Raw genomic sequence first — 14,186 nt, 5'->3', positions numbered from 1 at the left:
CTGACCGCTCCACCGGTCGGCCTTCCGCGAAGCCACTCGCACGAGTCTGGCCCTCGACGAACTTCGTTCTCTCCGCCCGACCCCGTTCCCTCATCGACTTGTGTCTATGAAAGGTGACCCATGGCCCGCCGAAAGAAGCCTCCCACCACCCACAAGGCATCCTTGTACCGCGTGAGGACCCCGGAAGGGCCTGCCCTTGATCTACATGGCGTCGTCGCCGAGCACTATCTGACCCGCGACGGATTCACGGCCGTCCCCTTCGACCACGACGGTCTTCAGGGCCTATTGGTCACGGGCACCATCGCCAGAGGCCGTACCAACTGGTGCGAGGTCGCCGCATCCCTCACCGGCCTCGACACTCATGAGGAGAACCGCACGGCTGCTGGTCTATTGATTGTCCGCACCCAGCGATTCGTCTATGCCCTCACATACGGCATGGGCCATCTCATGATCGAATCGGCCCGATTGGATTCTGGCTTCGGCCTGGCGTTCGCTATCCGCTGCCTCGACGAGAACAGCATTACTCTTGTACGCCACCACCTCATGGACGCTCGTGGCCGCACCGACGAAAACACCGCGACCCGCGGCGAACACATCCGAGGCTTCGGCATCGAACGGTTCGGTGACATCGTCAGCAAGATCACCGGATCCGTCTCTGACATCGCCCTCACCTACACCCAGGACGGCAGCCGCTCCGCACGAATCACAGGTAGCGACAACTCCGTCAAACTCCCCCTTGCGCGCACCCCCGCAGAGCTCCTGAGCGACCTTCACGCCATCGAGAACGTTTGCGACCGGCCGGAACCGCTACCCGGTTTCGACCTCGTCGCCCGCGTCCGACCCCTCAGTGGCAGGGGCAAGACCGAACTCGTACAGCACCTCGACGCCAAGCTTGACGAGATGCTTGGCGATTCGGACGCGCCGCGTATGGCCCTGAGCGCGCCGAGTGAATGCCTGGATCATTTCGGTTTCGCCGATACCTTCACCATCTCCAAGGGCGCGACAACACTAGCCTTCGAAGAGCTCGAACTGGATCACCTCATAGCCCTCGTTCGTGACCTGCCTGCCGGAAGTCGCCTGAAGTCGCTCAAGGACACACGAATTCAAATGTTCAGTGACCTAGCTGCCGAAGAGCCGATCAGCCGCAAGGTCGCAGCGCACCGCTGGTTGACAGCCGAAGTCGTCGAAGCTCCAGCCCACTACTTCTACTGGCAGGGCGTCTGGTATGAGGTCGGCGAAGAGTACCTCAACGCCATCGAGGACGGTATCCAAGAACTCCTCGATCGCCCCACCAAAGTCGTCCTGCCGCCGTGGCCCAAGGGTAAGGACGAGGGCTGGTACAACGAGCAGGCCGCGAAGCAGCCCGGATACACGCTGCTCGACAAGAAGACCGTACGAACCAAAAAGTTCAGGGGCGGCGGGCTAGAGATCTGCGACCTCCTCGGCCCAGGCGGCCAGCTTATCCACGTTAAGAAGGCGGACAAAAGCACCGCCGACCTCAATCACCTCTTCGCTCAGGGCCGTGTCTCCGTCGAGACGCTCCGCTACGACGCACAAGTACGCGAGAAGTTCCTGGACCTACTCACAGAGACGCACTCACACAGCGGCACGGTCGTGGATGCACTCAGCGCACCGACCGTTGTCTTCGCGATCCTCCTCAAGGGCGGGAGGCCTATCACTGTCGACTCCCTTTTCGCCTTCGCCCAGGTCTCACTCCTCCAAGCGGCCACCGCGCTCCAAGGAATGGGCGCCACGGTCGAAATCGTTGCAATCAGACGCTGAGGGACGTCGATTTGAATCCCACGGCATGTCCGGAGACTAGGGCCTGTCCGGTAGATCGTGCTGGGTCAGGTCGTGTAGCTAGATGATGACCGTGGCTGCGTCGATGGTGGCGAGGTAGACGTAGTCACGCTTGTCGTATCTGGTAGCGACGGCGCGAAATGCCTTGAGCTTGTTGGCGCAACGCTCCACCACGTTGCGTTGCCGGTAGCCGAAGGCGTCGAAGGCCAAGGGCCGCCCGCCGTAGCGGCCTTTGGCTTTGCGTCGGCGTAGCGCGTCACGTTGTTCCGGAATGATCGCCCCGACATGGTGCCGCCTCGCCCACCTGCGGATCACGGGATTGGAAATACGCCTTGTCCGCCAACAGAACTCGTGGCCTGGATCGTGGTCGCCCACCGCCGCTGTGTCTGATCGCGATATCGTCCATGACCTACTCGAACATTCTGGATTCGTGACGTTGCCTGGGACTTGTCGCCCGAGCCAGCGGGCGGCAACGCAGGTCGGCGGCCAGATGGATCTTGGTCGTCCACCCGCCCCCTGACTTGCCCAGAGCCTCACGGCCATCGGGGTCCTCGCGGGTCATCGGCCGACTTTTGGGTCGTGACCGGCCGGTGGTTTCCGACGTGTTCCGGCGGCGTGCTGGTGAGCTCGCACGATCGTGGCGTCCACCGCGACCGTGAGTGCGGGGCCCTCGCTGGTGTCAGCGTCGATGCGCAGAGCTGCCGCGATATCCCGCCAGGTGCCATCGGCGGCCCAGCGGCGACGCCGCTCGTAGACGGTCTTCCAGTTGCCGTAGAGTTCGGGCAGGTCACGCCACGGCACCGAGGTCCGCACCCGGAACAAGATCCCATTGACCACCGTGCGGTGATCGGCCCACCGATGCCCCTGCCGCGGCTGCGGCGGTATCAACGGCTCCAGCAACGCCCACTGCTCATCGGTCAGTTCATGACGCCGAATCATGTTTGGGCGGATACCCATACCCGCACAACATCTACCGGACAGGCCCTAGCCCCCGGGGGAGATGGCTTCAGTCCATGCTGAGCTGGTTATCTCCTGCAACACTTTGCCGCGCACGGCAGGTAGGAGACTGTCGAATATCGGCTGGTCACCGCTGGTAGCGTGTAGCGGTGCTCTCCAGCCCCGCTACCTCAGATACTCGCGACGCCAGCAGTGAGGCGTCGTGGATCGCGCGTACCGCCGATGCCGTGATCGAGCACGCGAAACAGACCGGCGCGACCAAGCTGGTGTGCGCGTCCGGTATCAGCCCTTCCGGCGACATCCACCTCGGCAACCTACGCGAGGCGATGACCGCGCACCTGGTCGCCGAGGAGCTCCTCTCCCGAGGTCTGGACGCGATTCACCACCACTCGTGGGATGACTACGACCGGTTCCGGAAGGTGCCAGCTGGAGTGCCGAAGCAGTGGGCCGAGCATGTCGGCAAGCCCCTGGCCTCGGTCCCGGATCCGGCTGGGGAGTTCGAGTCGTATGCGTTGCGGCACATGACGAGGTTCACCGATGCGCTGGAACGTCTGGGTGTCCGTATGCGGGAGGTGCGGCAGTCCGCCGCATACCCCGCTGGCAGCTACAACTCCCAGGTTCGCGTGGCGTTGGACCGCCGCGGCGAGATTTTCGACATTCTGGAGACGTTCCAAACTGAAGGCCGCCATGAGACTCCCGTCGAGGAGCGCCGCGCCGCCTACTACCCGTACAAGCCGTATTGCGAAGTCTGCGGCAAAGATTCGACGGACGTGACCGGTTGGGACGGCACCACCGTCACGTACACGTGCCGGTGCGGCCACGGCGGCGGCCACAGCCTCTCTGACGGCAGTCACCCTTCCGGGAAGCTGGTCTGGAAGGTGGACTGGCCGATGCGCTGGGCGTTCGAAGGCGTTCAGTTCGAGCCTGCAGGTGAGGACCACCACGCTCCGACCAGCTCGTTCGCGTCCGGCCGAATCATCATCCAGGCGCTCTATGACGCCGAAGCCCCATCGACGGCGGTGTACTCGTTCGTTCGGCCCGCCGGTGGCGGCGGCAAGCTGTCGAGCAGCGCAGGCGGAGCAGCGACGCCCGACACGATCCTGGAGATTCTCGAACCGCCGATGGTGCGGTGGCTGTACGCTCGCCGCCTCCCCTCAAACGGATTCACCATCGACTTGTCCCCTTCGGCCATCGTCCGGCTCTACGACGAATGGGACCGCTACAGCGCGAAAGTTGCTGCGGGACAGGCATCTCCGGTGGAGACGCATCTGCACGAGTTGTGCGTACGGACTCACGTCGGCGCGGTCGAGCAGTCAGCTCGACCGGTATCGTTCCGACTGTTGTCCGCCCTCGTCGATATCACCGCCGGGAACACTGCTCAGATCGCCCGACTGCTCCGCGAACAACTCACCGCCGAAGGCACCGATCAAGACCTGCCCGAAACCGACGGAGCGCTTCTGGCCGAGCTGGAGCCGCGCTTGGGCAACGCGATCCGATACACCGAGTCCTTGCCCGAGGGCGAGCGAACTATCGTCCGAACGAACTTCAATGCCGACGCTTGGAGTGGGCTCGACACCGCCACTCGTGATGGTGTCGCGCTTCTCGTGGACCGGATGGGCGAGAACTGGACGCTGTCCGACCTCACGACCATGGTGTACGCGGTACCGAAGCTAATGGTCGGGTTGCCTGCCGATGCCGAACCGACGCCGGAATTGAAGAAACAGCAGCGTACTTTTTTCAAGGCGCTCTATCAGCTGCTGGTTTCTCGTGATACCGGTCCGCGGCTGCCGACTCTCCTGCTCTCGCTGGGCTCGGACCGCGCACGAATGCTGCTCACACCCAACTGATATCAAGCGGCTGTAGCTGACGCGGCGATTTCCCAACGCCGCAAGTTAGCGGAGTGTCGGCGCACCGAGTAAGCCGACTTCGGTGGGGCGATTCAGGGTGGCATATCTGCTGCAGAGGTGCCGTGACCCGCGCATAATCCCCTCGTGGGGCAGGCGCTTCGTGAACTCGATCCTCGATCGTCGGCTGCTGCCGCGTTCGGTGCCGAGCTGCGTGATCGAAGGACCAGATCCCATCAGTCCTTGAGCGGGCTCGGCAAGGCTGTACTTGTCAGCGGTGACTTGATCGGAAAGATCGAGAAGGCGCAGCGCCGACCGCATCCGGATCTCGTGCGGCGGCTCGATGAGGTACTTGGTGCGCAAGGCGAATTGGTACGCCTCGCTGCGGATTTCATCGATATCTCTGACGGTTCACAGCCTCCGGAGCTGGACTCATTTACGCCGGATGTAGCCGCTGAACGGTTACGGAATCTGATCGGTCAGGTCCGGAGCGCGGACCACACCATGGCAGCGGATCGGCTGGACGAGGTGGTCGGCTATGCCCGAGCCGCCGAAACCTTCGCACCGAAAGTCGCAGTCGGCCAACGGGCAACGCTGCTGCGCACAGTGGCCGAAGCTCAGCAACTAGCGGGGTGGATGATGTTCGATCGCGGCCAACGTAGAAGGGCCGAGTCCCTGTTCACTGACGCGCGTACATCGGCGGAACGCGCGGGAGCCCTCGATCTCGTCGCGTATATCGGTGGACCCAACGCGGCATTCATGAGCACGTGGACTGGTAATCCGCCTCAGGGCGCGGAGCAGGCTTATGGTGCGCTGGCGTGGGCGTCTCGCAGTGGCAATCGGCGTCTGGTGGCGTTCGTCGCGACCATCGCCGCGCGGGCACATGCCAGGATGGGCGAGGCCGACCTCTGTCGGCGAATGCTGTCCACAGCCGAATCCGAGCTTGCGTGTCATCGAGCAGAGGAGTCGGATCCCGACTGGCTCGCGGTCTTCGATGCGGGGGCACTGGCGGGACATCGCGGGTCGTGTCTGCTAGATCTTGGGGAGCCTCGACAGGCGGTAGCGGCCCTCGAAGAGCAGGCGGGAGCTGGGCCGACTGGATTTGTCAGGAACAACATCATTTGGCAGCTCGAGCGCGCCGAGGCCAACCTACGTCTTGGCAAGATCGACGATGCCGTTGTCGGGATCGAACGAACGCTCGATTACGCGGAGCACGGGCCGATCACCCCGCGCGTGGCCCGCGTCTTCCGGTCAGTCGATCGGAAGCTCCGAACGACAGTCCACGCCGACGCCAGTCTCGGCGACACGCGTGAGCGGCTCCATGGCCTCATCGTGGCGTGCGGGTGAGCGGATAAGTCGCCCAACGTAATTCGACTTGCGTCGAGGTTCGCGTCACGACGAGCAACTCACCTTGTAGACGTCCTGCGGCAGCACGGAAGCGCCCTGGACCCTCAGCCATGAAGTGTGTATCGGTGGCAGTGGGATTGGACGCCAGGTGAGCGTGCAAGCCGTCGCGGCACCACCGCAGGACTATCTCGTCTGATTCGGACCACCAGATGCCGAGCAGATCTCGTACGTCTTCCGGGCACGCAGGTGCGGGCCGCCACACCGATGTCGGCGGCTCGCCTCGGCCAGCGATCGCATCGAGCGCTACCTCCGCGGCCAGGTCGCTGAGCGAAATGCCGCGGGTGACGTTGGTGAGCGCAGCGACCACAGTGCGGCTGCGCCGGTCGACACTCAAGGCCGACTGGAATCCCGGCATCGCCCCGGTGTGCCCACCGAGTACATGATCTCCGTGCCGGTCGAGGATGAGCCCGAGTCCCCATCCCCGCTTCCAGGTCTGGGTATCGACCATGATTTGCAAGGTATGCATGGCGTCGATGACGGCGGGCGGCACGACGGTCGGTTCTCCCCCGCACAACGCGAATCCCCACTTCAGCAAATCTGCTGGGGTGGACCACATTTGACCACCGGCCCCGGCGGTGGCCTGGTCCATGACCGGCTCTCTGGGGGCGCTGTCGGTGTATGGATCAAGACGGTATCCGAGAACCGCATCGGTTGAGGGTGTCCAGCCGGTGCGGGTCAGGTCGAGGGGTTCGAGGAAGGTTCGCTCGATCGTTGTCTCGTACGGCTGGTCGGTGACCTGCTCGATGATCTGCCCGATGACCGCGTACCCGAGATTGGAGTAGTGCCATCGTTGTCCTGGTTCGGCGACGAGTTCGACGCGACCGAAGGCATCGAGAAGTTCGCTTTTCGACGGCCCCTGCATGCTCTCCCACATGTCGACAGGGACTTCACGTTGCAGTCCGCTGCTGTGCGAGAGCAGCATCCGTAGTGGCAGGTGATCGAACGGAGTTCCGGGCAGGTACCGCCCGACCGGAGCGTCGAGATCCAGGGTGCCCCGTCGGCACAGCAATACCGTGATGGCGGCGGTGAAGGTCTTGGTGATCGAGCCGATCCGATAGCGGCTGTCGATACTGGCCGGCACGAGGTTCTTCAGATCGGCGAACCCCGCTGATGCTTCTGCGAGCAGTACTCCGCCGACTCCTGCGGCGACAGTCAGGCTGGGCAAATGGTTGGCGCTCTGTTCCTGCGCGACGCGAGCTGCCAGTTTGGACTGGAAGTCGGTGTCCATAAGCCCCTTTCCGTCATCGACCAGCATCTCATACGGCCGTGAACTGTTGGATGCGGACAGATTCTTTGTCCGCATCGCTGGGCTTCCGCGGGAGCATCACCTCGGTACACGCTGGAAGCCCACAGTGCACAACGTGCCGGGCAGTTGTTTCGAACCAGAAGCTCAACCGCGCCGCCAACTCAACGAATGCACGACCGCGACGAAATTCGTTGATTGGCAATGAGTTTAGCCCTCGCCGAGGCAATCACCGGGAATGCGGAGAACACCTGGGCAAGGTCGTCTGGTTCGGAACGCGACGCTGCCGGGGCACGGTGACACGACCGGAAGGGAGAACATGACATGACAACAACCACCCCCGCCTCGCTAACCGGCGACAGTGCTTTCAGAGCCGTTCCACGTATGGTGCGGCCGACGCTGCTGGCCACTTTCGCGAAAGCCGAACTCGTGAAGGATGTTCCGGACATCGACCCCCACATCCACTCATCGCAGGGCAGCTGACCGGGACACGGAGGGTCAGGTATGCGGTATAACACGCTGGGCTTGCACATAACGAACAGGTGCCCGCTGACCTGCGCCCACTGCATCACCGACTCGTCCCCCCGTGCTCGGGGGGACCTGTCGTGGGAGCAGGTGGAGGCGGCGGTACGGTCAGCGGCCCCGTACGTGGACGGGGTATGCGTCACCGGCGGGGAGCCGATGCTGCTGCCCGAGCTGGCGATGGCGAGCATCGAGCTCACTCGTTCGCTGGGCCTGCGGTCCTCGATGGTGACATCCGGCTACTGGGCACGCGACGACTACAAGACAACCGAGATCGTCAGGCGACTCACGGCGGCGGGCCTGGACAAGCTGGCAGTGAGTTTCGACCAATACCACTTGGTCCAGCCGACTGCCCCCTACGTCGGTGAGAGCACCTTGCACCATCTGTTGTCGGCCGCCAGCGGCACCGATCTGGAGATGGTGGTGCAGTACTGCGGTCCCCAGGATCATGACGCCTACGACATAGCCGTGAAATCTGCGCGCCGATTCGGCGCACGATTCGAGGCAGCCGAGGTACTGCCATTCGGACGCGGAATACAGCTGGCACGCCGACGCGGTGCGACGGTGGATGACGTTCCTGAGACGGCGTGCGGTGTGGTCGGGCGGCCCGTCCTCACTCCAGAGGGTGACTTGTACACATGCTGCGGTCCTGCGCGTGGTGCATCCGAGGATTCCCCACTGCGGCTTTCGCTCGACCGGGCCGATGTCGGCGGTGCTCTGGCGGTTGCGTCACGCGATCCGATCATCAACGCGTTGTATGTGCGCGGGCCACGCCGAATGTTCGACATGTTGAGCGGGCCTGCGCGACACCGGATTTCGGCGAATCTTCTCAATGGGTCGATGTGCGCGCTGTGCCGCGCCATCACCGACGATCCGGGTGCGGTCGTCGAGCTGCGTGCCACCTTAGCGCCACTGGCGATGCAATTGGTCGCCCAAGCGGGCGTGGTTCACGTACGCGCCGGTGACCGGCACAAGCCCGCAACAGCTTTCACGGAATCCGAGGAGACCGAGTGCCGTCGATAGCCCTGGTACAGACCAAGAACGGCCGTGATCCCCGTGCCGATATCGAACCCATGACACGTGCGATGCTCGACCGATCGCCTCTCTGGCAAATCGAGCACAATTCGTCCGCCGCCGTGGCGGTCGGCGCGGATTGCGTTGACACCGGCTCCGGCAACCTCCATATCTTGCCGAACGGCACGGTGGTCGCTGTGTCTGCGTCGCCGTGGGTTGCGGCAAAGGTTGCAGGCACGCTCAATGGCCTCGACCCTACTGTCACCCAACGTCCGGACCTCATGGCCAGCGCGCTCGGCGTGATCACGGGCGACGCGCACTGTGTCGCGATGATGCCCAACGGCGGACTGGTCGTCTATCGGTCACCGATGGCGACCCGACCCTTGTTCTACAGTCACGGCGGCGGTCTCGTGCGAGTGTCGTCGACCATCCGCGGATTGAGAGCAGCCGACCCAAAGACCTCAGTCGATCGGGTGGGGCTGGCGGCATATCTGGTGCCTCCCCTGTGTGATCGGACAGGGTCGGCGTGGGCAGGAGTGCGGCGTCTGCCGCCAGGCCACGCCCTCATCGTGCACGCGGGCGGAGCGATATCGACTCGGGAGGTCGGATCCGTCGAGACCGCCGATACACACCGGCTGCCTCGCGCTGAGCTGGTCGAGGAATTCCGCACGCGCTTGCTGACGGCGTTGAGGCGCTGCGGGACCGGTCACGATGCTGTCCTGCTGTCGGGCGGCATCGACTCCGCCTCCTTAGCAGCAGCCGCAACCGTTGGCCTGCAATCCATGCCTCGCGGGTTCGCGCTCACCTACAGCACACCCACCTTCGAAGCCTGCGACGAACGCCGCTACGTCGACGCCGTGGAGGTAGCGACCGGCATGCGCGTAGTGCGGCTACCGGCCGACGATCTGCTGCCGCTATGCGCCGAGCACCCGTTCAGCGATGAGCCGGAGGCATGGACATACGCCGCACGGAACTGGGCAATGCTCCGGCTTATTGCCTGCAACACGGAACCGGTGGGCTCGATCTTCGCCGGGGAGGGCGGCGACGAACTCCTGCTGGGGCAGGTGTTCGCTGTCGCGGACCGGCGAGCACTCGGTGACACGGAAGCCGCAGAGACCGAAATTGGAACCTTCCCCGACCCAGCGGGCGCGGGCGCGGTCGTGCAGGCACTTCTGGACGGTGTCTACGAGCGACGCGGGAGTCGGGTGCAACGTGCCCTCCGAGACATTCCGCCCTGGCTGACGGCGGAATACCGAGAACAATGCGGCCTGATCGACCGACTCGCCGACAACTACCCGAACCTGACCGAGCCGGGCCGCTTCACCGAAGCGTATTCGCGAACACTGGTGGGTGAGGCGGGCGCCGCCGGCCGCGTGCACTGCGGCGGCTGGTGGGAAGACACCGCACGGCGCGCAGGCGTAACCGTCACCTACCCATTCCTGGATCCCGATCTCGCAGCGTGGACATGGGCACTGCCACCGGAATTGTTCCGCGACAGAGGAATCGAGAAGGTTGTACTGCGTGACGCACTGCCAGAGCTGCCTGCGACAGTGGCGGCGCGTCGCGACAAAGCAGACGCGCGGGTACTGATGCGCGCCGGGCTGGAACGTGCGGCCGACACCATCCGCGCGGTCGCCGACGGTGGGCCGCTGGCCGATTCGGGGGTGATAAACACGGCAGGGTTACTGATGGCGGTCGACGACTACGTGGCGGGACGAACCTCGGCACACGGACCAGCACTGTGGGCAACAGTAGCCGTCGACTCGTGGCTCACGCATATAGGAGGTGCACTGCGATGACACAACAACCAGTCACGGCCAGCAAGAAAGACCCGGACACATACCCGAAAGCGGTTGCAGCACAATACAGTTGCACCGGTGACACTTGGGTGCTGGTACCCGATGGCGAAAATGGAACCGTCGCAGTCGTCGATGACGTCGCCTACCGAGTGTGGGCGTTGTGCGACGGCACCCGCACCTCGGAGCAGATCACAGACCTTGTGTCGCGAACCATCGGAAATCCCATCTCAGGGACAACCGAATTCGTAGAACAACTACATCGCGTGGGCCTGGTCACCGTTCTGGAGTATCCAACAATGCAAATCGCTCTTGGATCCCCCGGCGAGACGTGAGGCTCGGCGGCCCAGGGTATTTCGGCACTGGACCACCACGTGGGACTGCTTACGCCGGTCGGTCGAACTGCCGGTCGCAGACGCCCTTCAGGAACGCATCCCATTCGTCTGAAGTGTAGTCCAAAACTTCGTCGGGGCCCGCGATCGATGCTCCCCCGTCCTTGTGCACTGTCACGGCCAGCTCACCCAGCTGCCCGGAATTGCCACCGAGGGCAAGCTCAAGAAACTGGGTCCAGTGCGCGGCCGGGATCGTCACCAAGGGCTGAATCTCGGCTGGCCCAACGTACTTGCTGTCTCGGATCAGGACGATGTCCTCGTGATGAGCGATCTCGACGCAGCTTTGGTTCGCTCCGCTGTAGGTGGATTTGAAGAATTCGGTGCTCACGTTTGCCCTATCTGACTTGCGATGCGATCGATGAGCTGCAGGGAGTCGTCCCCACTCAGGGCGATCGCCCTGGCCTGCTCATACAGGTACTGCAATGCGTCCACTTTGCGGGCGTCTTCGGTGAGTTCTCCGTAGATGGCAGTCTCCAACCAGCCTACGGTCGGGAGCCGTGCGCTTTGGAAGTCCAGGAGATGGAACGTCGCCGCATTCAGTCCGGCGAGCGCGTCGCCGGCCTCGAATGGGATCACCCGCAGGTCGATAGTGTTGGAACGATCCGCGGCGAGGTTTCGCAAGTACAGCAGCTGCTGTTTGTGCACCTGCGGACCTCCTACCTGGCACATCAGCACAGCCTGACCGATAACCACGGACAGTTGCAAAGGATCCGGCGGATCGAGACGACGTTGACGGTCCAGCCGCGCCCGCACTCGCTGCTCGGCTTCCGTGGGCCTGGTCGCTGCCGTCGATCGCATGAGGGCCCGCGTGTAGTCCTCGATCTGCAGAAGGCCGGGCACCACACTGTTTTCGAAGGTCCTGATGGCGTGAGCTCCCGCTTCGAGCCCGTACAACCGCATCAGCGATTCGCCGAACAGCGCGCTGTACGCAGCGAAGGGTGCGCGCTCTTTCGCCATGTCCCGCAGGGTCAGCAGCTCGCGTCGATCGTCGTCATCGAACTCCAGCAAGTCGAGGGTCTTCTCAAGCAGTTCGCGCGGGAACAGGAACTTGCCGACAGTCACACTCGACCAGTACTGCGGCGTGATGCCAAGCGCTTTGGCGATCGCCCCGCCCTTCAGGCCGTGGCGTTCAACCTGCTCGCGGATGCGAAGGCGCAACTCCCAATCCGCTACGACCGGCGATGTCGAGGCCACGAGCACTCCCTTCCTTAAGGGGGAACTTCTCGCCACACCCTACTACAAACGTGCGCACGATCATGATTCCATATCGGACTATTTATTTTACTAAAATGACGTCGTATGATCTGTATCACTATTTGCGTTCTGACTCGCGAAAGCGTTGCCGAAGGGGAGCTGTAGTGATGGCGATACAGGTAGCCGGGGCGCTGATAACCAGCGACCAAACGAACCATTCAGCGCGATCGGTCGGGCAAGGCGGATGGGTGGTGTCGTGGCTGCCTGGCCGAACCATCACCGCAGAACAGGCAGTGGCGGCGATGCAGCTGGCCGAAGCCGTCGGCGGATTGATGGCCCTGGCCCGAATGTTGGGACTCCCGCCGTGCGAAGCCATCGGCAAAGCGATGCTCGAAGTCCGTCTGGTCGATGCCTGGACGGTGCCGGTACTCACGGACCAGGCACAGGTCAGGGGCATGTAATGACTGGAGCGACAACCGAGCGACGACCGTGGGCCTACGCGCTGCTTCGCACCGACAAGTCCGAACGAATTGAGTCCGTCGAATCTCGGCGCATCGGCGATCTTGCCGAGCGCCTCGGATTCGAGTTGCGCGGAGTCCACGCCGCCAACTCCGATGCTGACTTTGCCCCGCTGTTCGCCAGCTTCGAACTGTCCGGGATAACCGCGCTGCTGGTGCCGTCCGTCCTACATATGACCGGCTGGATGGACGTCGTGCGACACCACGTCGACGTGTGGACCCTCGACCCGCCGGGGCGATGGCCTCGTCACTCCACGCCGGGAATCACGACCGCGTTTCTCCCCGGCATGGGCGGCAATCGATGACACCGCACCCAATGCTGCATCTACACCTGGAGTTCGGCCCGCTCGTCGCCGATTTTCGAGGGGGCGCGGAGCAGGTCGCGGAAGTCGCCACTGAGCTCTCCGCTACCGGCCTGGCGGTGACCGTGACCGTTGACGACCGCGTCGAGCCGGGGATGCCGAAACTGCCCTACTCGTGGCTCTGGGACGACCCCGGCCGGACGTGCACCGATTCCGAACCGCTCAGCGAGACGGACCGCACATCGATATCGCAGACCACGCGGACCGGCCCCGATCGGAGCCGGTCCGCTCTGTTTTCCGAGGTAGATCCACGAAGAGGAGGCTTGTGATGGCTACGCTCGTGATGTTCCTAACCGGGGTGGGTGTCGGCGGGTGTCTGGTGTGGGCGCTGGTGTCGTACACGGCGCTGAACCCCGTGTCGTCGACGCTGCCGGAGGATTCGGTGCCGGTTCAGCGCATCCTGGCCCGGCTCGAACGCGAGGGTCTCAGCACCGCGTCCTCGCACGCAGTGGTGGCTGCTGGGCGGCGACATTCCGGAGGTCGGCCGCGGGCCGCGCTGTAGTCCCTTCCCTGTATCTCGAAGACGGAACTTGCTATGTCAGCTCCCACACCCACGTCCTCCCACATGTTTGTCCACGCAGACGGTCCGCTGGCCGAGTTCCTGTGTCACGTAGAGCTATTGGGCTTAACTCCCACTCGCGCAGAGATCTTGCACGCCCTGCACGACGACCATCCTCACGACGCTTGCTTGGTCGTGACGGCAACTGAACTCCACTTGCCTTGACTACCAAGCCGATCCGCCGGAACCAACGAATATTCCCGCTCGAAAGATCGGTCACAGTATGTTGCCGCAACGTAAGCCTTTGACCCCGACGTTGCCGATCGCCGTCGGCTATATCAACAGTCACCGAATCCCCGATGGTGTGACAGTGGAGGCGATTGGCTGGCCCCTGCGTGCGTGGGCCTCCGAGTTCGGATACGCCTGGGGTGGAACGTATCTCGCTCAGTCATCCGATGAGGAGGCCGTTGCCGCATTGACCCGTCGTGCCAGGGCGGACACAGGGGTCGAGATCGTGGTGGTCCCCAGCGCGGACCACTTCCCGGCTGACCAGTGCATGATTCTCGCGGGCAGGCGATGCGTTCAGGTGGTCACCGTACGTCGATGACCGATGACGAACTGCGCGACCATATGTATGC

The 14,186-nt window shown here is 63.6% G+C and carries 13 protein-coding genes and 2 pseudogenes; 10 read left to right on the top strand and 5 right to left on the bottom strand.

The window, feature by feature from the left end; translation table 11 throughout:
• Window positions 1–171: 171 nt before the first annotated feature.
• Window positions 172–1,782 carry a DUF6119 family protein gene (locus OG716_RS38435; RefSeq protein WP_405135120.1) on the top strand — a complete coding sequence of 537 codons (1,611 nt, stop codon included), beginning with the start codon at window positions 172–174 and terminating at the stop codon, window positions 1,780–1,782.
• Between the two features lie 78 nt (window positions 1,783–1,860).
• On the opposite strand, the pseudogene OG716_RS38430 reads toward OG716_RS38435, so the two are convergent.
• Window positions 1,861–2,736, bottom strand: a pseudogene (locus OG716_RS38430) (IS5 family transposase).
• A 170-nt stretch (window positions 2,737–2,906) separates the two neighbouring features.
• Here OG716_RS38430 and lysS point away from each other — a divergent pair.
• Together lysS and OG716_RS38420 are read left to right on the top strand one after the other, a co-directional pair.
• The gene (lysS, locus tag OG716_RS38425; protein ID WP_405135119.1) at window positions 2,907–4,604 is read left to right on the top strand and encodes a lysine--tRNA ligase; all 1,698 of its coding nucleotides are present in this window, start codon (window positions 2,907–2,909) and stop codon (window positions 4,602–4,604) included.
• A gap of 144 nt (window positions 4,605–4,748) precedes the next feature.
• Window positions 4,749–5,948 (top strand): helix-turn-helix domain-containing protein, encoded by a 1,200-nt coding sequence (locus OG716_RS38420; protein ID WP_405135118.1) that lies wholly within the window; start codon window positions 4,749–4,751, stop codon window positions 5,946–5,948.
• Here OG716_RS38420 and OG716_RS38415 read toward each other — a convergent pair.
• The gene (locus tag OG716_RS38415) at window positions 5,929–7,311 is read right to left on the bottom strand and encodes a serine hydrolase domain-containing protein (protein ID WP_405135117.1); all 1,383 of its coding nucleotides are present in this window, start codon (window positions 7,309–7,311) and stop codon (window positions 5,929–5,931) included. The genes OG716_RS38420 and OG716_RS38415 overlap by 20 nt on opposite strands.
• 264 nt (window positions 7,312–7,575) lie before the next feature.
• Here OG716_RS38415 and OG716_RS38410 point away from each other — a divergent pair, with 264 nt between their 5' ends.
• Both OG716_RS38410 and OG716_RS38405 read left to right on the top strand, forming a co-directional pair.
• Window positions 7,576–7,734, top strand: coding sequence for a hypothetical protein (locus tag OG716_RS38410; protein ID WP_405135116.1), 159 nt, complete (start codon window positions 7,576–7,578; stop codon window positions 7,732–7,734).
• Between the two features lie 21 nt (window positions 7,735–7,755).
• Window positions 7,756–8,091 (top strand): annotated as a pseudogene (locus OG716_RS38405) (radical SAM protein); the annotation flags it as partial.
• 585 nt (window positions 8,092–8,676) lie between these two features.
• Here the strand turns inward: OG716_RS38405 and cas5 are convergent.
• Window positions 8,677–8,853: a CRISPR-associated protein Cas5 gene (gene cas5 / locus OG716_RS38400; RefSeq protein WP_405135115.1), complete on the bottom strand. Its 177-nt coding sequence runs from the start codon at window positions 8,851–8,853 to the stop codon at window positions 8,677–8,679.
• Here cas5 and OG716_RS38395 point away from each other — a divergent pair.
• On the top strand, window positions 8,847–10,586 hold the full coding sequence (locus OG716_RS38395) for an asparagine synthase-related protein (protein ID WP_405135114.1): 1,740 nt from the start codon (window positions 8,847–8,849) through the stop codon (window positions 10,584–10,586). The genes cas5 and OG716_RS38395 overlap by 7 nt on opposite strands.
• Window positions 10,583–10,918 (top strand): PqqD family protein, encoded by a 336-nt coding sequence (locus tag OG716_RS38390; protein WP_405135113.1) that lies wholly within the window; start codon window positions 10,583–10,585, stop codon window positions 10,916–10,918. Before OG716_RS38395 ends, OG716_RS38390 begins: the two co-directional genes overlap by 4 nt.
• Before the next feature lie 49 nt (window positions 10,919–10,967).
• Here the strand turns inward: OG716_RS38390 and OG716_RS38385 are convergent, their stop codons facing one another.
• Window positions 10,968–11,303 carry a DUF397 domain-containing protein gene (locus OG716_RS38385; RefSeq protein WP_405135112.1) on the bottom strand — a complete coding sequence of 112 codons (336 nt, stop codon included), beginning with the start codon at window positions 11,301–11,303 and terminating at the stop codon, window positions 10,968–10,970.
• On the bottom strand, window positions 11,300–12,169 hold the full coding sequence (locus OG716_RS38380) for a DUF5753 domain-containing protein (RefSeq protein WP_405135111.1): 870 nt from the start codon (window positions 12,167–12,169) through the stop codon (window positions 11,300–11,302). The genes OG716_RS38385 and OG716_RS38380 overlap by 4 nt, the downstream gene beginning before the upstream one ends.
• Before the next feature lie 167 nt (window positions 12,170–12,336).
• On the opposite strand from OG716_RS38380, the gene OG716_RS38375 reads away from it, so the two are divergent.
• From OG716_RS38375 to OG716_RS38365, 3 genes are all read left to right on the top strand, one after another.
• Window positions 12,337–12,630 (top strand): hypothetical protein, encoded by a 294-nt coding sequence (locus OG716_RS38375; protein ID WP_405135110.1) that lies wholly within the window; start codon window positions 12,337–12,339, stop codon window positions 12,628–12,630.
• A complete protein-coding gene (locus tag OG716_RS38370) occupies window positions 12,630–12,992 on the top strand; it encodes a hypothetical protein (protein WP_405135109.1) in 363 nt (120 codons plus the stop codon). Before OG716_RS38375 ends, OG716_RS38370 begins: the two co-directional genes overlap by 1 nt.
• 325 nt (window positions 12,993–13,317) lie before the next feature.
• Window positions 13,318–13,551: a hypothetical protein gene (locus OG716_RS38365; RefSeq protein WP_405135108.1), complete on the top strand. Its 234-nt coding sequence runs from the start codon at window positions 13,318–13,320 to the stop codon at window positions 13,549–13,551.
• Window positions 13,552–14,186: the final 635 nt, after the last annotated feature.

The sequence above is a fragment of the Nocardia sp. NBC_01388 genome (genome assembly GCF_045040085.1).
Lineage (GTDB): Bacteria > Actinomycetota > Actinomycetes > Mycobacteriales > Mycobacteriaceae > Nocardia.
Note: the sequence above shows the minus strand (reverse complement) of the source record. Positions and strands in the feature narration are given on the sequence as shown.

What these genes read in the sequence shown, in the direction of transcription:
- OG716_RS38415 (WP_405135117.1), bottom strand. Translation starts at nt 7,311, where the DNA reads ATGCGGACAAAGAATCTGTCCGCATCCAACAGTTCACGGCCGTATGAG.
- OG716_RS38410 (WP_405135116.1), top strand. Translation starts at nt 7,576, where the DNA reads ATGACAACAACCACCCCCGCCTCGCTAACCGGCGACAGTGCTTTCAGA.
- OG716_RS38395 (WP_405135114.1), top strand. Translation starts at nt 8,847, where the DNA reads ATGACACGTGCGATGCTCGACCGATCGCCTCTCTGGCAAATCGAGCAC.
- OG716_RS38390 (WP_405135113.1), top strand. Translation starts at nt 10,583, where the DNA reads ATGACACAACAACCAGTCACGGCCAGCAAGAAAGACCCGGACACATAC.
- OG716_RS38375 (WP_405135110.1), top strand. Translation starts at nt 12,337, where the DNA reads ATGGCGATACAGGTAGCCGGGGCGCTGATAACCAGCGACCAAACGAAC.
- OG716_RS38370 (WP_405135109.1), top strand. Translation starts at nt 12,630, where the DNA reads ATGACTGGAGCGACAACCGAGCGACGACCGTGGGCCTACGCGCTGCTT.
- OG716_RS38365 (WP_405135108.1), top strand. Translation starts at nt 13,318, where the DNA reads ATGGCTACGCTCGTGATGTTCCTAACCGGGGTGGGTGTCGGCGGGTGT.